The 26,990-nt window shown below is 72.8% G+C and carries 26 protein-coding genes; 18 read left to right on the forward strand and 8 right to left on the reverse strand.

The window, feature by feature from the left end:
- Positions 1-290: 290 nt before the first annotated feature.
- Positions 291-515 carry a hypothetical protein gene (locus tag L6241_RS10055; RefSeq protein ID WP_368246030.1) on the forward strand — a complete coding sequence of 75 codons (225 nt, stop codon included), beginning with the start codon at positions 291-293 and terminating at the stop codon, positions 513-515.
- A 10-nt stretch (positions 516-525) separates the two neighbouring features.
- Here L6241_RS10055 and L6241_RS10060 read toward each other — a convergent pair whose 3' ends face one another.
- From L6241_RS10060 to map, 3 genes are read right to left on the reverse strand one after another with little or no spacing between them, the layout of a single operon-like run.
- A complete protein-coding gene (locus L6241_RS10060; protein WP_368246031.1) occupies positions 526-1,794 on the reverse strand; it encodes an APC family permease in 1,269 nt (422 codons plus the stop codon).
- Between the two features lie 43 nt (positions 1,795-1,837).
- Positions 1,838-2,590, reverse strand: coding sequence for a polyphosphate--glucose phosphotransferase (ppgK, locus tag L6241_RS10065; RefSeq protein ID WP_123090796.1), 753 nt, complete (start codon positions 2,588-2,590; stop codon positions 1,838-1,840).
- Between the two features lie 31 nt (positions 2,591-2,621).
- Positions 2,622-3,500 (reverse strand): type I methionyl aminopeptidase, encoded by an 879-nt coding sequence (gene map / locus L6241_RS10070; RefSeq protein WP_368246032.1) that lies wholly within the window; start codon positions 3,498-3,500, stop codon positions 2,622-2,624.
- Positions 3,501-3,547: 47 nt separating this feature from the next.
- On the opposite strand from map, the gene L6241_RS10075 reads away from it, so the two are divergent.
- Positions 3,548-3,751 carry a methionine aminopeptidase gene (locus tag L6241_RS10075; RefSeq protein ID WP_225985042.1) on the forward strand — a complete coding sequence of 68 codons (204 nt, stop codon included), beginning with the start codon at positions 3,548-3,550 and terminating at the stop codon, positions 3,749-3,751.
- An 8-nt stretch (positions 3,752-3,759) separates the two neighbouring features.
- Here L6241_RS10075 and L6241_RS10080 read toward each other — a convergent pair whose 3' ends face one another.
- Together L6241_RS10080 and panB are read right to left on the reverse strand one after the other, a co-directional pair.
- The gene (locus L6241_RS10080; RefSeq protein WP_229300939.1) at positions 3,760-4,386 is read right to left on the reverse strand and encodes a bifunctional 2-polyprenyl-6-hydroxyphenol methylase/3-demethylubiquinol 3-O-methyltransferase UbiG; all 627 of its coding nucleotides are present in this window, start codon (positions 4,384-4,386) and stop codon (positions 3,760-3,762) included.
- Positions 4,379-5,275: a 3-methyl-2-oxobutanoate hydroxymethyltransferase gene (gene panB, locus L6241_RS10085; RefSeq protein ID WP_123090794.1), complete on the reverse strand. Its 897-nt coding sequence runs from the start codon at positions 5,273-5,275 to the stop codon at positions 4,379-4,381. Before panB ends, L6241_RS10080 begins: the two co-directional genes overlap by 8 nt.
- A 187-nt stretch (positions 5,276-5,462) precedes the next feature.
- Here panB and L6241_RS10090 point away from each other — a divergent pair, with 187 nt between their 5' ends.
- The 15 genes from L6241_RS10090 to L6241_RS10160 all read left to right on the forward strand — a co-directional run bounded on the left by L6241_RS10090 (position 5,463) and on the right by L6241_RS10160 (position 21,805).
- Positions 5,463-7,793 (forward strand): immune inhibitor A domain-containing protein, encoded by a 2,331-nt coding sequence (locus L6241_RS10090; RefSeq protein WP_368246033.1) that lies wholly within the window; start codon positions 5,463-5,465, stop codon positions 7,791-7,793.
- Between the two features lie 96 nt (positions 7,794-7,889).
- Positions 7,890-9,218, forward strand: coding sequence for a glutamine synthetase family protein (locus tag L6241_RS10095; RefSeq protein WP_368246035.1), 1,329 nt, complete (start codon positions 7,890-7,892; stop codon positions 9,216-9,218).
- A 5-nt stretch (positions 9,219-9,223) separates the two neighbouring features.
- Positions 9,224-12,196: a bifunctional [glutamine synthetase] adenylyltransferase/[glutamine synthetase]-adenylyl-L-tyrosine phosphorylase gene (locus L6241_RS10100; RefSeq protein ID WP_368246037.1), complete on the forward strand. Its 2,973-nt coding sequence runs from the start codon at positions 9,224-9,226 to the stop codon at positions 12,194-12,196.
- A 62-nt stretch (positions 12,197-12,258) separates the two neighbouring features.
- Entirely contained in the window at positions 12,259-13,620 is a 1,362-nt protein-coding gene (gene hisD / locus L6241_RS10105; RefSeq protein ID WP_368246038.1) for a histidinol dehydrogenase, read from the forward strand.
- Positions 13,617-14,786 (forward strand): histidinol-phosphate transaminase, encoded by a 1,170-nt coding sequence (locus tag L6241_RS10110; RefSeq protein WP_252973814.1) that lies wholly within the window; start codon positions 13,617-13,619, stop codon positions 14,784-14,786. The genes hisD and L6241_RS10110 overlap by 4 nt, the downstream gene beginning before the upstream one ends.
- Entirely contained in the window at positions 14,783-15,394 is a 612-nt protein-coding gene (gene hisB, locus L6241_RS10115; protein ID WP_068274126.1) for an imidazoleglycerol-phosphate dehydratase HisB, read from the forward strand. The genes L6241_RS10110 and hisB overlap by 4 nt, the downstream gene beginning before the upstream one ends.
- A 10-nt stretch (positions 15,395-15,404) precedes the next feature.
- Positions 15,405-15,971, forward strand: coding sequence for a hypothetical protein (locus L6241_RS10120; RefSeq protein WP_068274128.1), 567 nt, complete (start codon positions 15,405-15,407; stop codon positions 15,969-15,971).
- Complete coding sequence (gene hisH / locus L6241_RS10125; protein ID WP_068274132.1) at positions 15,968-16,582, forward strand: imidazole glycerol phosphate synthase subunit HisH; 615 nt, start codon at positions 15,968-15,970, stop codon at positions 16,580-16,582. The genes L6241_RS10120 and hisH overlap by 4 nt, the downstream gene beginning before the upstream one ends.
- Entirely contained in the window at positions 16,579-17,328 is a 750-nt protein-coding gene (gene priA / locus L6241_RS10130; protein WP_368246039.1) for a bifunctional 1-(5-phosphoribosyl)-5-((5-phosphoribosylamino)methylideneamino)imidazole-4-carboxamide isomerase/phosphoribosylanthranilate isomerase PriA, read from the forward strand. The genes hisH and priA overlap by 4 nt, the downstream gene beginning before the upstream one ends.
- Positions 17,325-18,086, forward strand: coding sequence for an SseB family protein (locus tag L6241_RS10135; RefSeq protein WP_368246040.1), 762 nt, complete (start codon positions 17,325-17,327; stop codon positions 18,084-18,086). The genes priA and L6241_RS10135 overlap by 4 nt, the downstream gene beginning before the upstream one ends.
- A 74-nt stretch (positions 18,087-18,160) precedes the next feature.
- Positions 18,161-19,387, forward strand: a complete 1,227-nt coding sequence (locus tag L6241_RS10140) for an MFS transporter (protein WP_368246041.1) — start codon at positions 18,161-18,163, stop codon at positions 19,385-19,387.
- A 311-nt stretch (positions 19,388-19,698) separates the two neighbouring features.
- Positions 19,699-20,331 carry a translation initiation factor IF-3 gene (infC, locus tag L6241_RS10145; RefSeq protein ID WP_308012932.1) on the forward strand — a complete coding sequence of 211 codons (633 nt, stop codon included), beginning with the start codon at positions 19,699-19,701 and terminating at the stop codon, positions 20,329-20,331.
- 50 nt (positions 20,332-20,381) lie between these two features.
- Positions 20,382-20,576, forward strand: coding sequence for a 50S ribosomal protein L35 (gene rpmI / locus L6241_RS10150; RefSeq protein WP_068274142.1), 195 nt, complete (start codon positions 20,382-20,384; stop codon positions 20,574-20,576).
- A gap of 39 nt (positions 20,577-20,615) precedes the next feature.
- Positions 20,616-20,996 carry a 50S ribosomal protein L20 gene (gene rplT / locus L6241_RS10155; protein WP_068274144.1) on the forward strand — a complete coding sequence of 127 codons (381 nt, stop codon included), beginning with the start codon at positions 20,616-20,618 and terminating at the stop codon, positions 20,994-20,996.
- Positions 20,997-21,022: 26 nt separating this feature from the next.
- Positions 21,023-21,805, forward strand: a complete 783-nt coding sequence (locus tag L6241_RS10160; protein WP_368246043.1) for a TrmH family RNA methyltransferase — start codon at positions 21,023-21,025, stop codon at positions 21,803-21,805.
- A gap of 25 nt (positions 21,806-21,830) precedes the next feature.
- Here L6241_RS10160 and L6241_RS10165 read toward each other — a convergent pair whose 3' ends face one another.
- Positions 21,831-23,414, reverse strand: a complete 1,584-nt coding sequence (locus tag L6241_RS10165; protein ID WP_368246044.1) for a catalase — start codon at positions 23,412-23,414, stop codon at positions 21,831-21,833.
- An 87-nt stretch (positions 23,415-23,501) separates the two neighbouring features.
- Positions 23,502-23,963, reverse strand: a complete 462-nt coding sequence (locus tag L6241_RS10170; protein WP_068274148.1) for a Fur family transcriptional regulator — start codon at positions 23,961-23,963, stop codon at positions 23,502-23,504.
- Positions 23,964-24,113: 150 nt separating this feature from the next.
- Here L6241_RS10170 and L6241_RS10175 point away from each other — a divergent pair, with 150 nt between their 5' ends.
- Positions 24,114-25,334, forward strand: coding sequence for a WXG100 family type VII secretion target (locus L6241_RS10175; RefSeq protein ID WP_252973821.1), 1,221 nt, complete (start codon positions 24,114-24,116; stop codon positions 25,332-25,334).
- Positions 25,335-25,358: 24 nt separating this feature from the next.
- Here L6241_RS10175 and L6241_RS10180 read toward each other — a convergent pair whose 3' ends face one another.
- Entirely contained in the window at positions 25,359-26,939 is a 1,581-nt protein-coding gene (locus L6241_RS10180; RefSeq protein ID WP_229301020.1) for an AMP-binding protein, read from the reverse strand.
- Positions 26,940-26,990 lie beyond the last annotated feature (51 nt).

The following is a 26,990-nucleotide window of genomic DNA, read 5'->3' on the forward strand; positions in this document are numbered from 1 at the left end:
GGCGGGCGCTCAGGTCCCGGCTTACAGGCTGACTCATCCCCCTTCGGGGTCGGCCGAACCTGGCCTCTCGCAGAAGTCTGGACAGGTCTTTGCCAGCCCCGCCACCGAGCGGCTTCTCTGTCCCCATGACCTTCGGACTCGCGATCGCCGTGCTGCCTCTCGTCGTCGTCATGGGTGCCTGCGTCTCGGTGCTCATGGGCAAGACCCCGCTCGGTCGCTGACCGATCGGCCCTCGCCGCCTCTCGGCGTGCCGTCCGAGCGACGGCGTGACAGGCGGCGAGGAATACCGGGTGAAGACCCTCGCCGCCACTCTCCTCGTCGTGCCCGTCCTCGCCGGTTGTGCCGGCGCCGGGTCGTCGGAGGAGACCACCACCACGACCACCACGTCGTCTGCCCCCAGCACGAGCACGCTCGGTGATGCGAGCAGCCTCGTCGACGCCCGCAGCTCCGAGGCCTCGGACCTGGACGAGGAGATGGCCCGCACCCTCGGCGGAGAGCTCTACAGCGAGCTCTGACGGGTCACGCTCAACCGGCGTCGGGCCCGTCGTGCCGGGCGACGTGGCGGAACCACCCGACCGCCGCACCGACGGCGAGCACGGCCGCCCCGACGACGACGCTCTGCACCGGCAGGCACAGCGCGACGACGACGCAGCCGACGAGCCCGACGACCGGGACGACCCGCAGGGCCGCCGAGCCCGGGAGGGTCAGCGCGCTGGCGTTGGCGATCGCGTAGTAGGTGAGCACGCACACGCTGGAGAAGCCGATGACCGCCCGCACGTCGAAGAGGACCACGAGCAGCAGCACGACGACGGCCACGGTGATCTCCGCCCGGGCGGGGACCCCCTTCGCGTCGACGAGCGCCAGCCCACGGGGCAGGTGGTGGTCGCGCGCCATCGCGAGCACGGTGCGCGAGACACCCAGGAGGAGCGCGAGGAGGGCTCCGCCGGCGGCGACACCGGCGACGACGCGCATCACCGGGCCCAGCCACGGCAGACCGGAGATCTCGGCGGCCTCGGCGACGGGGGAGACCCGCGCGCTGAGCCAGTCGGGCCCGACGGTGAAGAGGAAGGCCGAGGCGACGAGCAGGTAGACGACCGTCACGACGCCCAGCGACAGGGCGATCGCCCGGGGGAGCGTGCGCTCGGGGTCGCGCACCTCCTCGCCGAGGGTGGCGACCCGGGCATACCCGGCCATCGCGAAGAAGAGGAATCCCGCGCCCTGGACCGCCCCGAGCAGCCCCGGCTCGCTCTCGCGGGCGGGCAGGTCGGACAGGATCGCCGGGGGCGAGGCGAGCATGACGGCGACGAAGCCGAGCAGCGCGACGAGCACGAGCGCGACGACCGCTGACGCGACCCTCGCGCTGCGCTGCACGCCGGCGAGGTTGAGCGCCAGCACCGCGAGGACGACGAGGACGGCGAGCACGGCCTGCTGGTCGGGCATGAGGTACGCGCCCACGGTGAGGGCCATCGCCGCGCAGGACGCCGTCTTGCCGGTGATGAAGGCCCACCCGGCCAGGTGCCCCCACGGCACCCCGAGACGCTCTCGGCCGTAGACGTAGGCGCCGCCGGACGTCGGGTAGCGCGCGGCGAGCCGAGCACTGCTGTGGGCGTTCGCCCCGGCGACGAGGACCGCGATCGCCAGCGCGACGAGGAGCAGGTCCCCGGCCGCGCGGGCCGCCGGCGCGAAGGCGACGAAGACCCCTGCGCCGAGCATCGCGGCGAGCCCGACGACGACCGCGTCGCCGAGCCCGAGGCTGCGCCTCAGCGTCTGGTCGTGACCTCCGGTGGCTGCCATGGCTGCTCGAGGTGCCGTGCCCCTCGGGGGGACGACGGCGGCCTCAGGCGTTCGCCGCCAGGTAGGCCGCGCCGATGATGCCGGCCTTGTTGCGCAGCTTCGCCGGGACGATCTCGGTGCGGATCTCGAGGAGCGGCAGGAAGTGGTCGGCGTGCTTGCTCACGCCACCGCCGACGACGAAGAGGTCGGGCCACAGCAGGTCCTCGACGACGCGGTAGTAGCGGGTGAGGCGCTGGGCCCACTGCTCCCAGTCGAGGTCCTCGCGCTCGCGGGCGCTGTCGGCGGCGCGGGTCTCCGCGTCGTGCCCGTCGATCTCGAGGTGGCCGAGCTCGGAGTTGGGCATGAGCTGCCCGTCGAGGAGCACGGCCGAGCCGATGCCGGTGCCGAGCGTCGTGAGCACGACGAGCCCGTCGTGCTTGCGCGCCGCGCCGAAGTGCCGCTCGGCGACCCCGGCCGCGTCGGCGTCGTTGACGATGACGACATCGCGGCCGAGCCGCTTCTCGAAGAGCGCCTCGGCGTCGACGTCCACCCACGAGGGGTCGATGTTCGCGGCGCTGCGCGCGACGCCGTGGGTGACGACCGCGGGCAGCGTGATGCCGACCGCCGCGTCCTTCTTCAGCCCGAACTGGGAGACGATCTCGGCGACGACGTCGCACACCGCGTCGGGTGTCGCGACGTCGGGCGTCGGGATGCGCAGACGGTCGTCGGCGAAGGCGCCCTTGCGCAGGTCGACGGGGGCTCCCTTGATGCCGGAGCCGCCGACGTCGATGCCGAGGGCGGTGCTCGTCGTGGCCATGTGATCTCGCTTCTCGTGCGCGGTCAGGGGGTCAGGGCAGGGTGAGGATCTCGGGGCCGTCCTCGGTGATGAGGACGGTGTGCTCGAACTGCGCCGAGCGACGCAGGTCCTTCGTCGAGACGGTCCAGCCGTCCTTCCACATCGTCCACTCGTGGGTGCCGAGGTTGAGCATCGGCTCGACGGTGAAGGTCATGCCGGGCTCGATGACGGTGTCGTAGCCGGGGGCCGCGTCGTAGTGCGGGATGACGAGACCGGAGTGGAAGGCGCTGCCGATGCCGTGGCCCGTGAAGTCGCGCACGACGCCGTAGCCGAAGCGGGCCGCGTACTTCTCGATGACCCGGCCGATGATGTTGACCTGGCGGCCGGGCACGGCCGCGCGGATGCCGCGCATCATCGCCTCGTGGGTGCGCTCTACGAGCAGGCGCGACTCCTCGTCGACCTCGCCGACGAGATAGGTCGCGTCGGTGTCGCCGTGCACGCCGTCGAGGTAGGCCGTGATGTCGATGTTGACGACGTCGCCGTCCTGGAGCGGGCGGTCGTCGGGGATGCCGTGGCAGACGACCTCGTTGACCGAGGTGCACAGCGACTTCGGGAAGCCGCGGTAGCCCAGGGTCGAGGGGTAGGCGCCGTGGTCGAGGAGGTACTCGTGGCCGACGCGGTCGATCTCGTCGGTCGTCACGCCCGGGGCGATGACCTCGGCGGCGGCGGCCATGGCCCGCGCGGCGAGCCGGCCGGCCACGCGCATCCGCTCGATCGTCTCGGCGTCCTTGACCTCGGGGCCGGTGTACGGCTGGGGCGCGGGGCGGTCGACGTACTCGGGACGGGCGATCGAGGCCGGGACGGGTCGGCGGGGCGAGACCGTGCCGGGTCGGACGGGCGCGGCGGGGCTGGCAGGTGCTGCTCCGGGCATACGGTGGAGTCTAGGCATCTCGTCGGCGACGCAACGGCGAGGCCGCCATGTCTGCGCAGAAGGAGCTGTCGATGACCTACTGGTACAACATCGAGTCCGGCCAGGTGGAGCCCGACGAGAGCAAGTCCGCGGGCGAGAACCTCATGGGCCCGTACGACACCGAGGAGCAGGCCCGCAACGCCCTCGCCTCGGCCGCCGAGCGCACCGCGCAGTGGGACCAAGAGGACGAGGAGTACGAGGAGGGCCGCTGACCGGTCCCTCAGCTGCGCCGGTGGAGGGCGAGGCAGTACGAGCCGTCGCCCGGCCACGCCTGGGCGTCCCACCCGGCGTAGCGGCGCACGAGGGAGAGCCCGGCGGCGAAGGTCGCGCGCTCGTAGGTCTGCCACGAGACCGGTGCGGCCGCGGCGGGCTCGTGCCCGGGCAACGACCACCCGGCGACGAGAACGCCCTCGGGGGTGAGATGGCCGCGCAGGTGGCGCAGGACGTCGACGAGCGTGCCGTCGGCGAGGTAGGGCACGACGTTGCCCGCCATGAGCACGACGTCGAAGGTCTGGCCGCGCAGCTCCAGCGAGGCGAGGTCGGCCCGCACGAAGCGGGTGACGTCGTCTCGCTCGCGCGCCACCTCGATCATGTCGCCGTCGGCGTCGACCCCGACGACGTCGTGGCCCAGGCGGGTCAGCTCGGAGGCGACGCGCCCGGTGCCGCAACCGGCGTCGAGGACCCGGATGGGGGCGGGCAGCAGCTCGTGGACGAAGCGGGCCTCGCCGTGGATGTCGACGCCGCGCTCGACGAGCGCGTCGAAGCGGCGCTGGTAGGCGGTGGCCGCGTCGATGCCGCCGCTCACCTCGGACCAGCGCGTGCGGATCTCGGGCAGCTCGTCAGGCATCGAAGGAGTGCTCCGCGGCGGGGAAGGTGCCGGCCTGGACCTCACGGGCGAATTCGCCCGCAGCGCGGGAGAGCTCGCCGCGCAGGTCGGCGTACTTCTTGACGAAGCGGGGCGCCTTGCCCCCGCGCAGGCCGGCCATGTCCTGCCAGACGAGCACCTGGGCGTCGCACGACGGGCCGGCGCCGATGCCGACGGTGGGGATGCGCAGCTCCTCGCTCACCCGGGCGGCGACGGGCGCGGGCACCATCTCGAGGACGACGGCGAAGGCCCCGGCGGCCTCGACGGCGCGGGCGTCGGCGAGCGTGCGCTCGGCCTGCTCCTCGCCGCGGCCCTGGACCCGGTAGCCGCCGAGGGTGTGCTCGCTCTGCGGGGTGAAGCCGATGTGCGCGCACACCGGGATGCCGCCGCGCACGAGGCGCTCGATCGTCGGTGCCATCTCGACCCCGCCCTCGAGCTTGACGGCGTGCGCGCCGCCCTCCTTCATGAAGCGGGCGGCCGTGAGGTAGCCCTGCTCGGGGGAGGCCTGGTAGCTGCCGAAGGGGAGATCGGCCAGGACGAGCGCGCGCGTCGCGGCGCGGGAGACGGCCCGCGTGAGGAAGACCATCTCCTCGACGCTCACCGGCAGCGTCGTGTCGTAGCCGTAGACGTTGTTGCCGGCCGAGTCGCCGACGAGGAGCACCTCGATGCCGGCCTCGTCGAAGATCTCCGCCGTGTACATGTCGTAGGCGGTGAGCATGCTCCAGCGATCGCCACGGTCGGTCATCGCCTGCAGGTGCGGGATGCGCACGCGGCGCTTGCCGGCGGCGCCGGCGGCGGCCGGGGCGGTGCCCCCGCCGTACGGGGCGGTGGTCTCGCCGGGTGCGTCCTGGGCGTTCGGGCTCGAGGGCATGGCGTCAGCCTAGGGGGTCGCCCCGGCGGGGCAGGATGACCGCTCGGCAGTCAGTGCACGGACTGCAAGAAGTAAGGATTCCTCCAAGAAGATCTCGGATCTCTTCCGGACGGCCGGACGGCTTGCTCAACTACGAGGACCGTCACGCGGCACCCCTGAGCCGCTCGTCCACGAAAGAAGTCCCCTAGTGAAGAGACGTCACAGCACAGCTCTGGCCGGGATCGCCACCTCGGCCCTGGTCTTCACCCTCGCCCCCACGACCGCGACCGCGACCGCCGGTGCGAGCGAGGTCCCGCCCCAGGACGGGACCAGCAAGAACGTCCAGCAGGACGACAAGCCCAACCCGCTGGGCGACGCCCAGCGCCGCCTGCGCGAGGACGCCGTCGACAAGCTCGTCAAGGGCGAGGCCGACGTGGTCACCCGCGGCGGCAAGAAGGTCATCGAGCTCAAGGGCGCGAAGGACGGCAAGGGCAACCGCAAGAAGAGCAAGTACGTCGAGTACGACGTCAACCGCGAGGCCTCGGTCTTCACGGTCCTCACCGACTTCGGTGACAGGGTCAGCTCGCCCCAGGGCGGCGCCCCGGGCCCGGTGCACAACCGGATCCCGAAGCCGGACCGCAACTGGAACAACGACGCCACGGACAACAACTCGACGATCTGGCAGAGCGACTTCGACCAGGAGCACTACCAGGACCTCATGTTCGCCGAGGGCAAGGAGTCCTTCCGCGACTTCTACCTCAAGCAGTCCAACGGTCGCTTCAGCACCACCGGTGACGTCTCCGACTGGGTGAAGGTGCCCTACAACGAGGCGCGCTACGGCCACAACCCCGTCAAGGGCGACGGCACCTCCGAGGCCGACGGCTACTGGAACTACGTCAAGGACACCGCGCAGGCCTGGTACGACGACCAGGTCGCCCAGGGCAAGAGCCTCGAGGAGATCAAGGCCTACCTGCGCACCTTCGACCAGTGGGACCGCTACGACCACGACGGCGACGGCGACTTCGACGAGCCGGACGGCTACATCGACCACTTCCAGGCCATCCACGCCGGTGAGGGCGAGGAGGCCGGCGGCGGCGCCGAGGGCGAGGACGCCATCTGGAGCCACCGCTGGTACGCCTACTCCAACCTCGCGGGCAAGGCCGGCCCCTCGGGCAACCTCCTCGGCGGTGTCCCGATCGGCGACTCCGGCCTGTGGATCGGTGACTACACCACCGAGCCCGAGAACGGCGGCCTGGGCGTCTTCACCCACGAGTTCGGCCACGACCTCGGTCTGCCCGACCTCTACGACACCGCCGGTGGTGACAACGGCACCGGCTTCTGGACCCTCATGTCCGCCGGCAGCTGGCTCAACGACGGCACCGAGGACATCGGCTCCAAGCCCGGCTACATGGGCGCGTGGGAGAAGCTGCAGCTCGGCTGGCTCGACGTGCAGACCATCGACCCGTCGAAGAAGCGGGTGACCACGGCCAAGCTCGGCCCGGCCGACCGCGACGACAAGAAGCGGCCGCAGGCGCTGTCCGTCCTCCTTCCGGAGAAGACGAACACGACCGAGTACAACACCCCGCACTCCGGCTCCATGCAGTGGTGGGGCGGCTCGGCCGACGACCTCAACAGCACGCTGACCCGCAGCATCGACCTCACCGGCAAGAAGACCGCCTCGGTCTCCGCCTGGACCTGGTACGACATCGAGGAGGGCTACGACTTCCTCTACGGCCAGGTGAGCACCGACGGCGGCGCGACGTGGACCGACACCGGCAGCCCGATCAGCGGTGTCAGCCGCTCGTGGACCCAGAAGACCTGGGACCTGTCGAAGTGGGCCGGCCAGAAGGTCGACTTCCGCTTCCGCTACGCCACCGACGGCGGCGTGCACGAGGACGGTCCCTTCCTCGACGACATCACGGTGACCGCCGACGGCGCGACCCTGCTCTCCGACGACGTCGAGTCCGGTGACAACGGCTGGACCGCCAAGGGCTTCGAGCGCATGGACGGCACGACGACCGAGACGGTCCAGAGCTACTACCTCGCGGAGAACCGCGTCTACAGCGGGTACGACAAGTACCTCAAGACGGGCCCGTACAACTTCGGCTGGTCCTCGACCAAGCCGGACTGGGTGGAGCGCTTCCCGTACCAGAACGGCTTGCTCGTCTGGTACATCAACAACGAGTACAGCGACAACAACACGAGCGACCACCCCGGCTACGGCCAGGTCCTCCCGGTGGACGCGCGGCCCACGCCGGTCACGTTCTCGGACGGCTCGCTCCTGGGCAACCGTCGTCAGCCCTTCGACGCCACCTTCGGCCTCGAGCGGACCGACCCGGTGACCTTCCACAAGAACGGCACGGCGACCTCGCTGCGCTGGCAGGCGGCCATCCCGAAGTTCGACGACACCAACGTCGACAAGTACTGGTCGGCGAAGAACCCCCAGGGCTCGACGAAGGTCGCGGGCTCCGGGACGACGATCGAGGTGCTCTCCGGCACCGGCGACAACATGCAGGTCCAGGTCTCGCGCAAGAAGTGAGCCCGGCCCGGCGTGCCTGACGCCACCCTCGACGGCGCCCGCCGTGACCCGCGTGGTCACGGCGGGCGTCGTGCGTCCATGGGGCAGGATGGGGCCATGGATCGCCAGCAGGAGTTCGTCCTTCGCACCATCGAGGAGCGCGACATCCGCTTCGTGCGGCTGTGGTTCACCGACGTCCTGGGGACGCTGAAGTCGGTCGCCATCGCCCCCGCGGAGCTCGAGGGTGCCTTCGCCGAGGGGATCGGCTTCGACGGCAGCGCCATCGAGGGCTTCACCCGCGTGTACGAGGCGGACATGCTGGCCAAGCCCGATCCCTCGACCTTCCAGGTCCTGCCGTGGCGCGGCGAGCGCCCCGGCACCGCGCGGATGTTCTGCGACATCACCCTGCCCGACGGCAACCCGGCGCTGGCCGACGCGCGCTACGTCCTGCGGCGCACGCTCTCGCGGGCCGCGGACATGGGCTTCTCCTTCTACACCCACCCCGAGATCGAGTTCTTCCTGCTCAAGTCCGGCTCCGGGGCCCCCGAGCCGGTCGACCAGGGCGGATACTTCGACCACGTGCCGAAGGGGACGGCGCACGACTTCCGTCGCGCTGCGATCACCATGCTCGAGCAGGTGGGCATCTCCGTGGAGTTCAGCCACCACGAGGGCGCCCCGGGCCAGAACGAGATCGACCTGCGCTACGCCGACGCGCTGTCGACCGCCGACAACATCATGACCTTCCGCACCGTCATCAAGGAGGTCGCGCTCGAGCAGGGCATCTACGCGACCTTCATGCCCAAGGTCTTCGCCGACCACCCGGGCTCGGGCATGCACACCCACATGTCGCTCTTCGAGGGCGACTCGAATGCCTTCTACGAGCCCGGTGCGCCGTACTCGCTGAGCAAGACCGGCCGCCAGTTCATCGCGGGCCTGCTGACCCACGGTCGCGAGTTCACCCTCATCACCAACCAGTGGGTCAACAGCTACAAGCGGCTGTGGGGCGGCGGCGAGGCGCCGGCCCATCTCACGTGGGGGCACAACAACCGCTCGGCGATGGTGCGCGTGCCGATGTACAAGCCGAACAAGGCCAACAGCAGCCGGGTCGAGGTGCGCACGGTCGACGCGGCCTGCAACCCCTACCTCGCCTTCTCGGTGATGCTCGCCGCCGGTCTCAAGGGGATCGAGGAGGGCTACGACCTGCCCGCCGAGACCGAGGACGACGTCTGGCAGCTCACCGACCGCGAGCGTCGCGCCATGGGCATCAAGCCGCTGCCGGCCTCGCTGTCGGAGGCCATCGAGGCGATGGAGTCCAGCGAGCTCGTCGCCCAGACCCTCGGCGAGCACGTCTTCGACTTCGTCCTGCGAAACAAGAAGCAGGAGTGGGACGACTACAGGCACCAGGTCACCCCCTTCGAGCTCGAGCGCCTCCTGCCCCGGCTGTGATGGCGGTGCCGGGACGACGAGAGCCCTCGACGAACCTGGCGCGCAGGGGCCTGGTCGACGCCGAGCGCGCCGAGCAGCTGCTCGGCGACCCCGCGCTCGCCGACCTCGACGGGTGCCGCGACGCGCTCGTCGACGCGCTGAGCCGTGCCTCCGACCCCGACGCCGCCCTGCTCGGGCTCGTCCGGCTCGTCGAGTCCGCGACGGAGCACGGCGAGGAGGGCCTGCTGCCCGCCCTGTGCGGGCAGGACGAGGCGCGGCGCCGCATCCTTGGCGTCCTCGGGGCCTCGACCGCCCTCACCGACCACCTCGTCGCCCACCCGGGCCACTGGCGCGCGGTCGTCGAGGCCGCGCCGATGGAGCCGCAGGCCCGGGCGGAAGCCGCGATCGCCGCCGTGCGCGACCCGGGCGAGCTCGAGCCGCAGGACGCGCTGCGGGTCGAGTACCGCCGCCAGCTCGTCGCGATCGCCGCGCTCGACGTCACGAGCGAGGACCCCGTCGACGAGCTGCCGGTGACCGCCGCCGCCCTGGCGGACCTCGCCGGCGCCGCTCTCGAGGCCGCGCTCGTCGTCGCCCAGGACGAGCTGCCCGAGGAGGCCGCCGCCGCCCGTCTCGCCGTCATCGGCATGGGCAAGGCCGGGGGGCGCGAGCTCAACTACATCTCCGACGTCGACGTCATCTTCGTCGCCGAGCCCGCAGAGGGGCATGACGAGGGGGCGGCGGTCGCCGCGGCCACCCGCCTGGCCAGCCGTCTGATGTCGGCCTGCGCGGCCTCGACCCCGCACGGGTCGCTGTGGCCGGTCGACGCCAACCTGCGTCCTGAGGGCGCCCAGGGGCCCCTCGTGCGCACCGTCGCGAGCCACCGCACGTACTACGAGCGGTGGGCGAAGACCTGGGAGTTCCAGGCGCTGCTCAAGGCCCGCCCGATGGCCGGCGACGCCGGGGTCGGTGCGGCCTACCTCGACGCGATCCGCCCCTTCGTGTGGCAGGCCAGCTCGCGCGAGGACTTCGTCGACGACGTCCAGGCGATGCGCCGCCGCGTCGAGGAGCACATCCCGAGCGGCGAGGCCGCTCGTCAGCTCAAGCTCGGGCCGGGCGGTCTGCGCGACGTCGAGTTCAGCGTCCAGCTGCTCCAGATGGTCCACGGGCGCACCGACGAGACGCTGCGCTCAGGGACGACCCTCACCGCCCTCGCGGCGCTCGCCGGCGGCAGCTACGTCGGTCGCGGCGACGCCGCGACGCTCGACCACGCCTACCGCACCCTGCGCACCCTCGAGCACCGGATCCAGCTGCGCCGGATGCGGCGCACCCACCTCATGCCGACCGCGGCGGGCGAGCTGCGCCACCTCGGTCGGGGGCTGCGCATCTTCTCCGAGCCCGAGAAGGGCGTCACCGCGCTGCGCTCGGAGACCTCGCTCGAGGTGCGCCGCCTCCACCAGCGCCTCTTCTACCGCCCGCTCCTGTCGGCCGTGGCCCGTCTCTCCGACGACGACGTGCGCCTGTCGCCCGAGGCGGCGCGCGAGCGCCTGCTCGCGCTGGGGTACCGCGACCCCGCGGGCGCCCTGCGGCACATCGAGGGGCTCACCGGCGGCGTCTCGCGCAGCGCCTCCATCCACCGACAGCTGCTGCCGGTCATGCTCGAGTGGTTCGGCGAGGAGGCCGACCCCGACGCCGGGCTGCTCGCCTTCCGCAAGGTGAGCGACGCCCTCGGCACGACCCCCTGGTACCTGCGGCTGCTGCGCGACGAGGGCACCGCTGCCCGCACCCTCGCCCGGGTGCTCGGGGCGAGCCGCTTCACCGGCGACCTCCTCCTCGCCAGCCCGGAGGCGGTGCAGATGCTCGGCGAGAGCGGCGGGCTCGTCCCGCGCTCGCGCGACGACATCGAGCGCCGGATGCGGGCAGCCGCCGGCCGCAAGGACGAGCTCGAGAGCGCGATCTCCTCGATCCGGGCGATCCGGCGGGCCGAGTTCTTCCGCGTCGCCGTCGCCGACCTCACCGAGCAGATCGGGCTCGACGACGTCGGGCGGGCCCTCACCGAGCTCACCTGCGCCACCCTCGACGCGGCGCTCGGCGTCGTCGGGCCGGCCGTCGAGGCCGAGCTCGGGCGACCGCTCGGCACCGACCTGCTCGTCGTCGGCATGGGCCGGCTCGGCGGCCGCGAGGTCGGCTACGCGAGCGACGCCGACGTCCTCTTCGTCCACGACCCCCACGACGGGGTGGCGGACGCCGAGGCCCAGGAGGCGGCGGCTGCCGTCGTCTCCCGTCTGCGCACGCTGCTCGGCACCCCCGGCAGCGACCCGCCGCTGGGGCTCGACGCCGACCTGCGCCCGGAGGGCAAGGCCGGCCCGCTCGTGCGCAGCCTCGCGTCCTACCGGGCGTACTACGAGCGGTGGTCCGAGCCCTGGGAGGCCCAGGCCCTGCTGCGCGCGGCCCCGTGCGCGGGCGACGAGGCCCTGGGCGAGCGTTTCATGGCGCTCGTCGACCCGATGCGGTGGCCGAAGGGGGGTCTCTCGGCCGACGCGGTGCGCCAGGTGCGCCGCCTCAAGGCGCGGATGGAGGGCGAGCGCCTGCCGCGCGGAGCCGACCGGCGCACCCACTTCAAGCTCGGCTACGGCGGGCTGTCGGACGTCGAGTGGACGATCCAGCTCCTCCAGATGCAGCACGCCCACGAGGTGGCCGGCCTGCGCACCACCCAGACCCTGCCGGCGATTGCGGCCGCGGTGGAGGCCGGTCTGCTCGAGCGCGCCGACGCCGACGCGATGCGCGAGGCGTGGTCGATGGCCTCAAGGCTGCGCAACGCGGGGATGCTCCTGCGCGCCCGGCCCGTCGACTCGGTGCCCTCGAACCTGCGCGAGGCCGACGGGGTCGGCCGGATCGTCGGCATGCCGCCACAGTCCGGGCTCACCCTCGCCGAGTCCTACCGCCGCACGGCGCGGCATGCCCGCTCCGTCACCGACCGGGTCTTCTACGGCGAGGTCTGAGCGCACCCCCAGCTGGTGAGACCTGGCGAAGGGGTGCCGCGAGCGGTACCTAAGATGGAGCCATGCTCTCGACGACTGACCTGCGTGGTACCGACCTGTCGGTGACCGAGCTGCGTGCGGCGCTGCCGCGCGCGGAGTACGACGTCGAGGCCGCCCTGCAGGCCGTCACCCCCATCGTCGCCGACGTCGCCGAGCGCGGTGCCGAGGCCCTCCTCGAGCTCGCCGAGCGCTTCGACGGGGTGCGCCCGCAGCGCCTGCGCGTGCCGGCCGAGGTCATGCAGCGTGCGCTCGAGATCCTCGACCCCGACGTGCGCCGCGCGCTCGAGGTCTCGATCGAGCGGGCACGGCTCGTGCACGCCGACCAGGTGCGCACCGACACCACGACGCAGGTGAGCCCGGGCGGCACCGTCACCGAGCGCTGGGTGCCCGTCGACCGCGTCGGCCTCTACGTGCCCGGCGGTCTCGCGGTCTACCCGTCCTCCGTCGTCATGAACGTCGTCCCCGCACAGATCGCCGGGGTCTCCTCGCTCGCCGTGGCGAGCCCGCCCCAGCGCGACAACGCCGGCGAGCTCGCCGGCTACCCGCACCCGACGATCCTCGCCGCCTGCGCGCTCCTCGGGGTCGACGAGGTCTACGCGACCGGCGGGGCCCAGGCCGTCGCCGCCTTCGCCCACGGCTTCGACGACACGACGGCCGAGCCGGTCGACGGGCGCGTGCCGCGCTGCGAGCCGGTGAGCCTCGTCACCGGCCCGGGCAACGTCTACGTCGCCGCCGCCAAGCGCCTGCTCAAGGGCCTCATCGGCATCGACTCCGAGGCCGGCCCGACCGAGATCGCCGTGCTCGCGGACGCCGGTGCCGACCCCGAGCACGTCGCCGCCGACCTCGTCAGCCAGGCCGAGCACGACCCGCTCGCCGCGTCGGTGCTCGTCACCGACAGCACCGAGCTCGCCGCCGCCGTCGAGGAGGCGGTGACCCGACGCGCCCTCGCGACGAAGCACTCCGAGCGCGTCCAGACCGCCCTCACCGGTCCGCAGTCCGGTGTCGTGCTCGTCGACGACCTCGACGCCGGGCTCGCCGTCGTCAACGCCTACGGGGCCGAGCACCTCGAGATCATCACGGCCGACTCGCCCGCCGTCGCCGCCCGGGTGCGCAACGCCGGCGCGGTCTTCGTCGGCACGTACAGCCCCGTCTCGCTCGGCGACTACGCCGCCGGCAGCAACCACGTCCTGCCCACCGGCGGGTGCGCCTGCCACAGCAGCGGCCTGTCCGTCCAGTCCTTCCTGCGCGGCATCCACGTCATCCACTACGACGAGCAGGCCCTCACCGAGGTCGGGCAGCACGTCGTCACGCTCGCCGAGGCCGAGGACCTGCCCGCGCACGGCGAGGCCGTCACGGCGCGCACCGGGCAGACGGTCGCCCGATGAGCGGGCCCGCACCTGCCCCCGGCGCCCAGGTCGAGGCCGCCCTGCGACCCGACCTGCGCGGTCGGACCGCCTACGGCGCCCCCCAGCTCGACGTCGCCGTGCAGCTCAACACCAACGAGAGCAGCTACCCCGTGCCTGACGAGGTCGTCGCCGACGTCCTCGCGCGCCTGGGGGAGGACCTCTCCGGGCTCAACCGCTACCCGGACCGCGAGTTCGTCGGGCTGCGCAAGGCGCTCGTCGACTACCTCGAGCTGCAGTCCGGCACCCGGCTGCGTCCCGAGCAGGTGTGGGCCGGCAACGGCAGCAACGAGGTGCTCCAGCACCTGGTGCTCGCCTTCGGAGGGGCCGGGCGCACCGCCCTGGGCTTCACCCCGGCGTACTCGATGCACCCGATCATCGTCGAGACCCTCGGCACCCGGTGGGTGGACGGCCAGCGCGACGCCGAGAGCTTCGACCTCGAGGTGGGCTCGGCGGTCGAGCAGGTCCGGGCGAGCGACCCCGACCTCGTCTTCTTGTGCTCCCCGAACAACCCGACGGGCACCGCGCTGCCCTTCGAGTCGATCGAGGCGGTCCTCGCGGCCGCGCCCCGGGCGATCGTCGTCGTCGACGAGGCGTACGCCGAGTTCGCGCGGCCGGGCACCCCGAGCGCCCTCGCGCTGCTCGAGCACCACGAGCGGCTCGTCGTCACGCGCACGATGAGCAAGGCCTTCACCCTCGCCGGGGCGCGCCTGGGCTACCTCGCCGCGCACCCGAGCCTCGTCGACGCCCTGCGGCTCGTGCGCCTGCCCTACCACCTCTCGACCCCCACCCAGGCCGTCGCCGAGGTCGCCCTGGCCCACGCGCCGCGCCTGCTGTCGACGGTCGAGGCGATCAAGGAGCAGCGCGACCGGCTCGTCACCGAGCTCGCCGAGATGGGTCTGCGGCCCGTGCCCAGCGACGCCAACTTCGTCCTCTTCGGCGGGCTCGCCGACGCCCCCGCCACCTGGCAGGCTCTCCTCGACGCGGGCGTGCTCGTCCGCGACGTCGGGATCCCCGGCCACCTGCGGGTCACCGCGGGCACGCCGGAGGAGACCACCGCCTTCCTCACCGCGCTGCGCTCCCTGCTCCCGCAGCACCTCGCGCCGACCAGCACCACGACCGCCACTGCCGAAGGGGCCCGCCCGTGACCACCCAGCAGCACCGGACCGCGACCATCTCGCGCGCCACGTCCGAGAGCTCGGTCGAGCTGCGCATCGACCTCGACGGCACCGGGCGCAGCTCGGTCTCGACGGGGGTGCGCTTCTACGACCACATGCTCGCCTCGCTGGCCAAGCACAGCCTCATCGACATCGACGTCACGGCCACCGGTGACACCGACGTCGACGCGCACCACACCGTCGAGGACGTCGCGATCTGCCTCGGCGACGCCCTGCGCGAGGCGCTCGGCGACAAGTCCGGCATCTCCCGCTTCGGCGACGCGACCGTGCCGCTCGACGAGGCGCTCGTGCACGCCGTCGTCGACGTCGCCGGCCGCCCCTACGTCGTCCACACCGGTGAGCCCGAGGGGCAGCAGTACGTCGTCATCGGCGGCGCCTACGTCGGCTCCCTCACCCGGCACGTCCTCGAGACGCTCGGCCACCACGCCGGCATCGCCCTCCACGTGCGCGTGCTCGCCGGCCGCGACCCGCACCACATCGTCGAGGCGCAGTTCAAGGCCGTCGCCCGTGCCCTGCGCGCCGCGGTGGCCCTCGACCCCCGGGTCGAGGGCATCCCCAGCGCCAAGGGCGCGCTGTAAGCCGATCCCGGTGAGCGCACTCGTCCTCGTCTCCGCGTCGGCCGCGTCGGCCTCGACGTGGGTCCGGCGCGGCGTCGTGGCCTGCCACGTCGCCGAGCAGCACGGCTGGACCCTCGTCTCCGCGGCGCCCGGCCGGGTCGCGGCCGCGGCCCCCTACGACGACCCGACGTCGGTGCTGCTCGCCCGACCCGTCGGGCCCCGCGTGGCACCCTCCCTCGGTCTCGGGGTCGTCGGCGACCGCGCCGTCATCGCCGCCCAGTCGACCGGCTGGCGCACGATGAAGCGCTGGGCCGTGCGGATGCGTCGGGGCTCTCTCGTGCGCCAGGGCGACCTCGCGCCGCTGCGCCCGGGTGACCTCGCCCCCTTCGCCGGGGCCGGGGTGAGCACCGCCGAGGTGACCGCCGCGCTCGAGGAGACCCAGCTGCCCTCGCACGACTGGCTCGCGCACGTCCTCGAGGTGCTCCAGCTGCCCGGTGCGCAGGTCGTGCGCGGCGAGGACCAGCCCGGCGCGCTCGTCGAGCCCGACCCCCGCTCGCTCGCCGGCTTCGCCCGCGTCGCCGAGGACGGCCGCCCATGACCGACGTCGTCGTCCTCGACTACGGCAGCGGCAACGTCCGCTCCGTCGTCCGCGCCCTCGAGCACGTCGGCGCCGCCGTCGAGCTCACCTCCGACCTCGCCCGCGCGGAGCGGGCCGACGGCCTGCTCGTGCCCGGCGTCGGCAACTTCCACGCGTGCATGACCGGTCTGCGCGACGCCGGCGGCGGCGAGGTCGTCCGGGCCCGGCTCGCCCACGGCGCACCGACCCTCGGCATCTGCGTCGGCATGCAGGTCATGCTCGACGGCTCCGACGAGCCCTCGCCCGACCCGCAGCCGGGCCTGGGCCTGTGGCCGGGCTCGGTGCACCGGGTCGACGCCCCCGTCGTGCCCCACATGGGCTGGACCCCCGTCGTGGCCGGCCGGGGCAGCGCGCTGCTCGACGGGCTCGACGGCGAGCGCTTCTACTTCGTCCACTCCTACGCCGTCACCGACACGGCGGCGCTGGGGGAGCGGGTGGTCTCGGTCGCCGAGCACGGCCACCCCTTCGCCGCCGCCGTCGAGGACGGCACCTTGTCCGCCACGCAGTTCCACCCCGAGAAGTCCGGGGACGCGGGACTGCACCTCTTGAAGAACTGGGTGAGCTCACTATGACCAGCGCGACCGACCCGATCCCGAGCCTGGAGCTGCTGCCGGCCGTCGACGTCTCCGAGGGGCGGGCCGTCCAGCTCGTCCAGGGCGTCGCCGGCAGCGGGGGCCAGTTCGGCGACCCCGTCGAGGCGGCGCTGTCGTGGCAGGAGCAGGGCTCGCGCTGGCTCCACCTCGTCGACCTCGACGCCGCCTTCGGGAGGGGGAGCAACGCCGACCTGCTCGCCGAGATCGTCGGCCGGCTCGACGTCGACGTCGAGATGAGCGGGGGCATCCGCGACGAGGTGACCCTGGGTCGCGCCCTCGCGACCGGGTGCCGGCGCGTCAACCTCGGCACCGCGGCGCTCGAGGACCCCGAGTGGACCGCGAGCGCCATCGCGACGTACGGCGACCGGGTCGCCGTCGGTCTCGACGTGCGCGGCACGACGCTCGCGGCGCGCGGGTGGACGAGCGAAGGGGGAGACCTCTGGGAGACCCTCGCGCGCCTGGACTCCGAGGGCTGCGCCCGCTACGTCGTCACCGACGTCGCGAAGGACGGCATGCTCGCCGGCCCGAACCTGCAGCTCCTGCGTGACGTCTGCGCCGCGACGCAGCGACCCGTCGTCGCCTCCGGCGGCGTGACGACCTCGGACGACGTCGCCGCCCTACGCGAGCTCGTGCCGCTGGGCGTCGAGGGCGCGATCGTCGGCTCCGCGCTCTACCGCGGCACCCTGACGATGGCCGACGCCATCGCGGCGGCCGGGCCCCAGTGACCTCGCCCGAGCAGCCCGAGCAGCCCGAGCAGGTCCCGCAGACCCGCCCGGCCGACTCGGCCGGGGTCCCGTGGGGCGGGCGGGCCGTGCCGCACTCGGGCTTCGAGGGCGACGACGGCTCGCGCGACCCTCGCCTGGGCGCCGCGCTCGGCACGGGCGACGACGCGGCGCTCGTCGAGGCCCTGCGCGGTGCTCGGCTGCTCGTGCCGGTGACGGCCGTCGCGGCAGAGACGACCGAGGGCACGAGCGGCCTCACCGCCGAGAAGGAGACGGACATGGCCGTCGTCCTGCTCGACAACCCCGACGGGCGCACCGCGCTGCCCGTCTTCTCCAGCGCCGCCGACCTCGCGGCCTTCGACACCTCGCTGCGCCCCGTGCCGGTCACGGCCGAGCGGGCGGCCGAGGCGGCGATCTCCGAGCAGGCCCAGCTCATGGTGCTCGACTGCGCGAGCGAGCACGCCGCGGAGGTGCGCTCGAGCATGCTGTGGGCGCTCGTCCAGCGCCAGCCCTGGCTGCCGCCGCACGAGGACCCCTTCGTCGCTCGCTCCGTCGCCGCCGCGCTCTCCGGTGCGCCCGAGGTCCTCGGGCACGACCTGGTCGCCGGCGCCGAGCCCGGCGAGCTCGTCCTGTCGCTGCAGATCGTGCCCGGCCTGGCGACCGAGCAGCTGCAGGCCGTCGTCGAAGGGGTGGGCGAGCGGCTCGCCGCCGACGGCGAGCTGCGGGCGCGGGTCGATGCGTTGACCTTCCGGGTGCGGTGAGCACGCTCACCCCCTTCGCCTCCCGTCGGGACCGGTTTGCCGGGGAGGGCGGGGCAGCCGCACCATAGGTGGTTGTGACCATCGCCCCCTACCGTGACGTGCTGCGGATCCCGCAGGTGCGCCACGCGCTGATCTTCGGCATCATCCTGCGCACCCCGATGGCGGCCAGCCTCATCGCGCTCACGCTGCACGTCGTCACCCACCTCGGGCAGAGCTACGGGAAGGCCGGCATCGCGAGCATGGCGCTGACCCTCGCGCTCGCCGTGAGCAACCCGTGGCGCGGGCGGCTCGTCGACCGGCAGGGCCTTCGGCGCACCTTCGTGCCCTCGCTCGTCGTGCTCCCGCTCGTGTGGTCGGTCGCGCCCTTCTTGTCGTACTGGCCGCTCGTCGCGGCCGTCGTCGTCGCCGGCCTCTTCCAGGTGCCGACCTGGGGCGTGCTGCGCCAGATGATCCTCCACGCCGTGCCCGAGCAGCAGCGCCGCAGCGCGCTCTCGCTCGACTCCGTCGCCACGGAGATCTCCTTCATGATCGGCCCCGCCATCGGCGTCGTCGCCGCGAGCGCCCTCGACACCCGCTACGTCCTGCTCGTCCTCATGTGGCTGGGGGTCCTCGGCGCGGCGGCGATGTGGTGGATGGACCCGACGATCGTCAGCGACGCGCCCGCCCAGGACTCGACGCAGTCCTCCTCGACCCTCGCCCCGGCGCGCTCGTGGTGCTCCGGCGCGGCCGTCGCCGTGCTCGCGATGACCGCCGCGACGACGGTGATCCTCTCGGGCACCGACGTCTCGGTCGTCGCGCTGCTGCGCGCGGTGGGGGAGGAGACGGGGGTCGCGGTCGCGATGGCCGTGTGGGCCTTCGGCTCGCTCGTCGGTGGTCTGCTCTACGGCATGTGGCACCGCAGCGTCCCCGCGCACGTGCTCCTCGTCGCCCTCGCGCTCGCCACGCTGCCGGTCGCGCTCACCTCGTCGACGCTCGTCAGCAGCCTGGCCCTGCTGCTCGCCGGCTTCTTCTGCGCCCCGACGCTCACCGCGACGACCGAGCAGCTGAGCCGGATCGTGCCCGAGCGCTCGCGCGGCGAGGCCCTCGGCTGGCACGGGTCGGCGATCACCGGTGGCAGCGCCCTCGGTGCTCCCGTCGCCGGCTTCGCGATCGACCACGCCGGTGCGCCGGCCGGCTTCGTCGCGGTCTCGGTGGCGGGTCTGCTCGTCGCGGGAGCAGCGCTCGTCGTGCTCCAGGCGCGTCGGCGCAGCCGCTCCGTCGCGTCGGCCCGGGCGTCGCGCCCGCCCGCCCGCGTGGGCTGACCGGGCTGATTTCGTCGGCCGCGGGGCCGCTGCTAGTCTTGACCTCGACCGGTTGCACGTCCGCGTGCAGCGCAAGAGGGGCTTCACCGCTTCCACCCGGGCCGACTTGATCGGCCGGGTCTCAGGTCGCGACCGTCATGGTCGTCCTCGGCCCCGCCGTCTCGGCGGGGGTCCGACGGCGTCGTGGTGCTCGTGTCCAGGTGGGCTCCTCGCACGGCGAGGAGCCCTTCGTCGTGCCGGGACCAGGACCACCGACGAAGGAGCATCACATCAGCGAGCCTCGCATCAACGACCGCATCCGTGTCCCCGAGGTGCGGCTTGTCGGGCCTAACGGGGAGCAGGTGGGGATCGTCCGGGTCGAGGACGCCCTCCGTCTGGCCGCCGAGGCCGATCTCGATCTCGTCGAGGTCGCCCCGATGGCCAAGCCTCCCGTGGCCAAGCTCATGGACTTCGGCAAGTACAAGTACGAAGCCGCCATGAAGGCGCGCGAAGCGCGCAAGAACCAGGTCAACACGATCATCAAGGAGATCAAGCTCCGCCCGAAGATCGACGCCCACGACTACGGCACGAAGAAGGGCCACGTCGTGCGCTTCCTCAGCGCCGGCGACAAGGTCAAGGTGACGATCATGTTCCGCGGTCGCGAGCAGTCGCGCCCGGAGCTGGGCTTCCGTCTCCTGCAGCGTCTCGCCGAGGACGTCGCCGAGCTCGGCTTCGTCGAGTCCTCGCCGAAGCAGGACGGCCGCAACATGGTCATGGTCCTCGGGCCGACCAAGAAGAAGTCCGAGGCACGCGCCCAGCAGCGTCGGATGAAGGACGAGGCCGCGCAGGCCGAGGCCGTCGAGGCCCAGACCCCGCAGACCGAGACCACCGAGGTCGAGAGCACCGAGGTCCAGGCCGACCAGGTCGAGCAGGCCCCCGCGAGCGAGAGCACCTCGCAGGCCTGAGCGCCGTCCCCCGCCAACCAGCAGAGCAGATCAGCAAGGAGAACGGCGAGATGCCGAAGAACAAGACGCACAGCGGTGCCAAGAAGCGCTTCCGGGTGACCGGCTCGGGCAAGATCATGCGCCAGCGCGCCAACCACGTGCACAAGTTCCACGAGAAGACCCCGCAGCACGCCCGCCGCCTGGCGAACGACGTCGAGCTGAGCCCGGCCGAGACCAAGAAGGTCAAGCGGCTCCTCGGCCTCTGACCTGCCAGTCGACACACCCCACAACGAAGGAGTACTCACGTGGCACGCGTGAAGCGGGCGGTCAACGCCCAGAAGAAGCGCCGGGTCGTCCTCGAGCGGGCCAGCGGTTACCGCGGTCAGCGCTCGCGCCTGTACCGGAAGGCCAAGGAGCAGGTCACCCACTCGCTGGGCTACAGCTACCGCGACCGCCGGGCCAAGAAGGGCGACTTCCGTCGCCTGTGGATCCAGCGCATCAACGCCGGCGCCCGCGCCAACGGCATGACGTACAACCGCTTCATCCAGGGGCTGCGCGCCGCTGAGATCGAGGTCGACCGTCGCATGCTCGCCGAGCTCGCCGTCAACGACGAGGCCGCCTTCGCCGCACTCGTCGAGATCGCCCGGGCCAACGTCCCGGCGCAGACCGAGACGGCCAGCGCCTGAGCGCAGAGCAGCACCGGGAGAGCCCCGTGCTGACCAACCCCGGTTCCGACCGGGTGCGGTCGGTGCGAGGGCTCTCTCGTCGTCCCGTGCGACGCCGCACGGGACGCCTCCTCGTCGAGGGTCCCCAGGGCGTGCGCGAGGCCGTGCGCTTCGCCCCCCACGACGTCGTCGACCTCTACGTCACCGCCGAGGCGGCCGACCGCTACGCCGACGTCGTCCACGACGCGCGCGAGGCGGGTCGCTTCGTGCACGAGGTGAGCGAGGAGGTCCTCGCCGCGATGTGCGACGCCGAGCACCCCCAGGGCATGGCCGCCGTCGTCGGCTGGCAGCCCGCCGGGCTCGACGACGTCCTCGCCGCCGGCCCCCGCACCCTCGTCTTCCTCACCAACGTCCGTGACCCCGGCAACCTCGGCACGGTCGTCCGCGGTGCCGACGCCGCCGGGGCCGACGCCGTCCTCGTCTCGGGGTCCTCGGTCGACGTCACCGCCCCGAAGGTCGTCCGCTCGACCGTCGGCTCCCTCTTCCACGTCCCGGTCGTCACCGGTCTCGACGTGCCCACCACCCTGGCCCGCCTGCACGAGGCCGGCGTGAGCACCTACGCCGCCGACGGCTCGGGCCGCGCGAGCGTCGACGAGGTCGACCGCACCCGCCCCCACGCCTGGGTCATGGGCAACGAGGCCTGGGGCCTGCCCGACGACCTCCTCACCGCCTGCGACGAGGTCGTCCGCGTCCCGATCTACGGGCACGCCGAGTCGCTCAACCTCGCGATGGCGGCGACCCTGTGCCTCTACGCCTCGACCCGCGCCTGACCGACAGACCGAGGGCCGGCGCCGCTCAGGCGTCCGCGTGGGTGCGGGACTCCTTGATGACGTCCTGCTCGGCCTTGGCGTCGTCGGCGTCGCCACCGGGGAGGCTGGCCCCCTTCGCCTCTTCGTAGGCGGCCTGGATGCGCGCGCCGATGTCGCCGTCGACGCTGCGCCAGTACTCGAAGACCCGGGACAGGACGGGCTCGACGACGTCGGGCAGGGTGCCCGCGACGGTGGCGACGAGCCGCTCGCGCTGCGCGTCGTCGAAGACCTCGCGCACGAGCAGCCCCGCCTGGCCGAAGTCGTCGTCCTGCGGGTGCAGCTCGTAGGCCGAGCGCACCATCTCGCCGTCGGACTCCCACCCGGCGGCCACCGGGCCGGTCTCGTCCGCGTGCGGGCGCCCGTAGCTGTTCGGCAGGTAGGTCGGGGCAGCACCGGAGTGCTCGTAGGTCATCGCCCCGTCGAAGACGGCGGCGTTGGTGCGCTCGACCGCGGGGCGGTTGACCGGCAGCTGGTCGGCGTTGACGCCCACCCGCGCGCGGTGCGCGTCGGCGTAGGCGAAGACCCGGCCGAGGAGCATCTTGTCGGGGGAGAAGCCGATGCCGGGCACGGTGTTGCTCGGCGCGAAGGCGGCCTGCTCGATCTGCGCGAAGAAGTTCACGGGGTTCTCGTCGAGGGTCATCGTGCCGACCTCGATGAGCGGGTAGTCCTCGTGCGGCCAGACCTTCGTGAGGTCGAAGGGGTTGTACCGGTAGGCCTTCGCGTCCTCGTAGGGCATGACCTGCACCGACATCGTCCAGCGCGGGGCGTCGCCGCGCTCGATCGCCTCGAAGAGGTCGCGGCGGTGGAAGTCCGCGTCCGACCCGGCGATCCGCTCGGCGGCCTCGCCGGTGAGCGCCTCGACGCCCTGCTCGCTGTGGAAGTGGTACTTCACCCAAAAGCGCTCGCCCTGCGCGTCCACCCACATGTACGTGTGCGAGCCGTAGCCGTTCATGTGACGCCACGTGCGGGGGAGCCCGCGGTCACCCATGAGGTAGGTGACCTGGTGCGCCGACTCGGGGTTGGCGGTCCAGAAGTCCCACTGCATCGTCATGTCGCGCAGCCCGGAGTCCGGCAGGCGCTTCTGGCTGCGGATGAAGTGGGGGAACTTCATGGGGTCGCGGACGAAGAAGACCGGGGTGTTGTTGCCGACGAGGTCGTAGTTGCCCTCGGAGGAGTAGAAGCGCAGCGAGAAGCCGCGGACGTCGCGCCACGTGTCGGGCGAGCCGAGCTCGCCGGCGACGGTCGAGAAGCGGGCGAGCATCCGGGTCGTCGTCCCGGGCTGGAAGACCGCGGCCTTCGTGTACCGGCTGACGTCCCCGGTCACCTCGAAGCGGCCGAAGGCGCCCGACCCCTTCGCGTGCGGCTTGCGCTCGGGGATGTTCTCGCGGTTGAAGTGGGCGAGCGTGTCGACGAGGTGGTGGTCGTGGAGCAGCAGCGGGCCGTTCGCCCCGACGGAGAGGCTGTTGCGGTCGCTGGCGACGGGCGCACCGCTGGCGGTGGTGGACGGCCCGGAGACGTCGACGGTCCCGTCAGGGCCTGCGTGCGGGGCGGGGTGCGAAGGGGTGGACATGCGCTGTGCTCCTCGGTCGAGATCTCAGCCGGCCGGTCCGCGTCGCGGCGGCCCACCTCGATCATGACCCACCGGGGGGCTGTGCGCTCAGCGGGCGTCCACGCTCAGCGCCGGCTCGAGCTCGGCCTGGCACCGGGGGCACAGACCCCAGTAGATGACCTCGGCCTCGTCGATGGCGAAGCCGTTGTCGTCGGCGGCGTCCAGGCAGGGGGCGGAGCCCGTCGCGCAGTCGACGTCGACCATCGTCGCGCAGGAGCGGCAGACGAGGTGGTGGTGGTTGTCGCCGAGCTCGATCTCGTAGCGGGCCGGGTGGCCGGCCGGCTCGAAACGGCGCACGAGGCCGGCGCGGGCGAGAGCGGCGAGGACGTCGTAGACGGCCTGCGTGCTCACCGAGCCGAGCACCTCGCGGGTCGAGGTCGTGATGACGTCGACCGTCGCGTGGGGTGCCGCGGCGAGCACCGTGAGGACCGCGACCCGCGGCGCGGTCACCCGCAGCGACCGCGCACGCAGCATCTGCGCGGCGTCGTCGGGGGACAGGGTGGGGTGCATCCGTCCAGAGTCCCGCATGATCTGGAACCAGTCAAGTTTAGGGCGCCCGGCGGGGCGTCGGCCGGGGAGTCGTCCCCATGGGCGAGCGGCGGGGGTGCCCCTACGCTGACCCGGGACGAGCAGGCCGTGCGCGAGAGACGGGGGAAGCCGATGGCGGTGACGCAGGGGCAGGACCCGGAGCGGGTCGAGCAGGTGGGGGTGGCGCTGTCGGCGCTGGCCGACCGGGTCGACGTCGTCGCGCAGACGGGCGCCTCGGGGTTGGGGGTCCTGGGGCAGTCGTGGTCGGGCCCCGACGTCGAGTCCTTCGCGCAGCAGTGGCAGGGCGCCCACCGCTCGCTGGGCGATGCCTCGGCGATGCTGCGCCTCGTCTCGGAGCGGGCCCGGCAGCAGGCGGCCGACCAGCGTGCGGCGAGCGGCGAAGGGGGTGGCGGCGCGCCCGGGACGGGCGGCACCGCGCCGGTCCGTACGAGCACCGACTCCGGCGGGGGCGAGCGCCGCTCGATGCCCAGCGCCGAGGACGTCGAGATCCCCTATCCCGACGACGGGCGTCCGTGGGTGCCGCAGGGCTTTGGGTACAGCGAGGAGGAGGGCGCCTACGTGTGGGCCTTCTACGACCACGACAACCCCGAGCAGGGGCTCCTCGCGATCCAGACCGAGGACGGCCAGACGCGCTACGTGCCCGTCGAGGGCAACGACCACTACGGCGGCCTGGCCGTCGACGGGGACAACGTCTACGTCTCCGGCAACGGCGAGGAGGGCGGCGACGGCTCGTACGTCCAGCGCTACTCGCTCGACACCCTGCTCGCGGCCGGCGGTGACGACACCTCCACCGACCCGACCGCCCCGGTCGAGACGGTGCGGGTGCCGACGGGCTCGACGCTCACCGTCGCCGACGGGCGGCTCGTCGTGGCCGAGTACCTCAACCGCGGCGACGCGGACGGCGACACCCCGACGGTCTACGAGTACGAGCTCGGACCGGACGGCGAGCTGCCGACCCCGGCGTACTCGCCCGGCCCGCCGAGCACCTGGATGCCCGAGCCGGTCCACACCTTCGAGGCCCCGTACAACATCCAGGGGCTCGTCAGCGACGGCGAGCACTACTACTTCACGCAGTCCCGTGGCCCGGACGACCCGTCGAACCTCGTGCAGGTCGACCCGGTGACGGGGGAGCAGACCGTCGTCCGCGACGACCTCAGCCCGCTGTCGCAGGGGCTCGTCATCCGCGACGGGCAGCTCGTCATCAGCAACGAGTCCGACGCCGAGCCCTACCGCCAGGACGTGCTCGACTCCGACAACCCCTTCCTGCCCAACGGCCTCGAGAACCCCGTGAAGCCCGACGGGACCCTCCAGGAGGTCGAGCTCGACGACTGAGGGGGCGCACCCCTTCGCCCGTCGTCAGGCACCGTCCCGCCGCAGGATCTGCGCGGCCGCCTCGCGCATCTCGACCTTGCGCACCTTTCCGGTGACGGTCATCGGGAAGTCGTCGACGACGTGGACGAAGCGCGGGATCTTGTAGTGGGCGAGGCGGCCGGTGCAGAAGTCGCGCAGCGACTGCGCGGTCATCGGCTCGGCGCCCTCGCGCAGACGCACCCAGGCCATGAGCTCCTCGCCGTAGCGATCGTCGGGGACCCCGATGACCTGGGCGTCGAGGACGTCGGGGTGGGTGTAGAGGAACTCCTCGATCTCGCGGGGGTAGATGTTCTCGCCCCCACGGATGACGACGTCCTTGATCCGCCCGGTGATCCGCACGAAGCCCTCGTCGTCCATGACCGCGAGGTCGCCCGTGTGCATCCACCCGTCGCGGATCGCCTCGGCGCTCTTCTGCGGCTCGCGCCAGTAGCCGAGCATCACGGAGTACCCCTTCGTGCACAGCTCGCCGGGTTCGCCGCGGGGCACCGTCTCGCCGGTGGTCGGGTCGACGACCTTGACCTCGAGGTGAGGTCCGACGCGCCCGACGGTGCCGACCTTGGCCTCGAAGGGGTCGTCCGGGCTCGTCTGCGTCGAGACCGGCGAGGTCTCGGTCATGCCGTAGCAGATCGTCATGTCGCTGATCCCGGCGTCGAGGACCTGGCGCATGAGCTCGGCGGGGCAGGGGGAGCCGGCCATGATCCCCGTGCGCAGGGTGGACAGGTCGTAGCTCTCGCGGTCCGGCAGGGCCCACTCGGCGATGAACATCGTCGGCACCCCGTACAGGCTCGTGCACCGCTCGGCCGCCACGGCGGCGAGCGTGAGGGCGGGGTCGAAGGCGGGGGCGGGGATGACCATGCAGGCCCCGTGCGAGGTGGCCGCGAGGTTACCCATGACCATGCCGAAGCAGTGGTAGAAGGGCACGGGGATGCAGATCCGGTCCTCGTGCGTGTAGCGGCAGCCCTCGCCGACGAACCACCCGTTGCCCAGGATGTTGCGGTGGGAGAGGGTCGCCCCCTTCGGGAAGCCCGTCGTGCCCGACGTGTACTGGATGTTGATCGGGTCGTCCGGGGCGAGCCCCTCGCCGACCCGGGCGAGCTCGTCGGCGTCAACGGACCGCGCGCCGGCCACGAGGGCGTCCCACGACGGCGTGCCGATGACGACGACCTCGCGCAGCTCCGGCAGCTCGTCGCGCACCTCGGCCACCATCTGCGGGTAGTCGCTGCCCTTGAAGGACTGCGTGCAGACGAGCACGCTCGTGCCGGCCTGGGCGAGGACGTACTGCAGCTCGTGGGTGCGGTAGGCGGGGTTGACGGTGACGAGGACGGCGCCGATCTTCGCCGTCGCGTACTGGGTGAGGGTCCACTCGGCGCAGCTCGGGGCCCAGATGCCGACGCGGTCACCCGGCCGCACGCCCATGGCGAGGAAGCCGCGGGCCAGCTCGTCGACGTCGCGGCGCAGCTGGGCGTAGGTCCAGCGCCGCCCGCTCGCCATCTCCACGAGCGCGTCCCGGTCTGCGTGCGCCGCGACCGTCGCGTCGAGGTCGGCGCCGATCGTGCGCTCGGGCATCGGCAGGTCGGTGCGTCCCACGGCGTGGCTGGGCTCGGGCACGGGGTGACT

The organism is Janibacter sp. Y6 (genome assembly GCF_040900765.1).
Classification (GTDB): domain Bacteria; phylum Actinomycetota; class Actinomycetes; order Actinomycetales; family Dermatophilaceae; genus Marihabitans; species Marihabitans melonis.

What these genes read in the sequence shown, in the direction of transcription:
- L6241_RS10165 (WP_368246044.1), bottom strand. Translation starts at nt 23,414, where the DNA reads ATGTCCACCCCTTCGCACCCCGCCCCGCACGCAGGCCCTGACGGGACC.
- L6241_RS10095 (WP_368246035.1), top strand. Translation starts at nt 7,890, where the DNA reads ATGGATCGCCAGCAGGAGTTCGTCCTTCGCACCATCGAGGAGCGCGAC.
- L6241_RS10110 (WP_252973814.1), top strand. Translation starts at nt 13,617, where the DNA reads ATGAGCGGGCCCGCACCTGCCCCCGGCGCCCAGGTCGAGGCCGCCCTG.
- map (WP_368246032.1), bottom strand. Translation starts at nt 3,500, where the DNA reads ATGCCCGGAGCAGCACCTGCCAGCCCCGCCGCGCCCGTCCGACCCGGC.
- priA (WP_368246039.1), top strand. Translation starts at nt 16,579, where the DNA reads ATGACCAGCGCGACCGACCCGATCCCGAGCCTGGAGCTGCTGCCGGCC.
- ppgK (WP_123090796.1), bottom strand. Translation starts at nt 2,590, where the DNA reads ATGGCCACGACGAGCACCGCCCTCGGCATCGACGTCGGCGGCTCCGGC.
- L6241_RS10175 (WP_252973821.1), top strand. Translation starts at nt 24,114, where the DNA reads ATGGCGGTGACGCAGGGGCAGGACCCGGAGCGGGTCGAGCAGGTGGGG.
- L6241_RS10080 (WP_229300939.1), bottom strand. Translation starts at nt 4,386, where the DNA reads ATGCCTGACGAGCTGCCCGAGATCCGCACGCGCTGGTCCGAGGTGAGC.
- hisD (WP_368246038.1), top strand. Translation starts at nt 12,259, where the DNA reads ATGCTCTCGACGACTGACCTGCGTGGTACCGACCTGTCGGTGACCGAG.
- L6241_RS10180 (WP_229301020.1), bottom strand. Translation starts at nt 26,939, where the DNA reads ATGCCCGAGCGCACGATCGGCGCCGACCTCGACGCGACGGTCGCGGCG.
- L6241_RS10060 (WP_368246031.1), bottom strand. Translation starts at nt 1,794, where the DNA reads ATGGCAGCCACCGGAGGTCACGACCAGACGCTGAGGCGCAGCCTCGGG.
- rpmI (WP_068274142.1), top strand. Translation starts at nt 20,382, where the DNA reads ATGCCGAAGAACAAGACGCACAGCGGTGCCAAGAAGCGCTTCCGGGTG.
- L6241_RS10170 (WP_068274148.1), bottom strand. Translation starts at nt 23,963, where the DNA reads ATGCACCCCACCCTGTCCCCCGACGACGCCGCGCAGATGCTGCGTGCG.
- panB (WP_123090794.1), bottom strand. Translation starts at nt 5,275, where the DNA reads ATGCCCTCGAGCCCGAACGCCCAGGACGCACCCGGCGAGACCACCGCC.
- hisH (WP_068274132.1), top strand. Translation starts at nt 15,968, where the DNA reads ATGACCGACGTCGTCGTCCTCGACTACGGCAGCGGCAACGTCCGCTCC.
- L6241_RS10075 (WP_225985042.1), top strand. Translation starts at nt 3,548, where the DNA reads ATGTCTGCGCAGAAGGAGCTGTCGATGACCTACTGGTACAACATCGAG.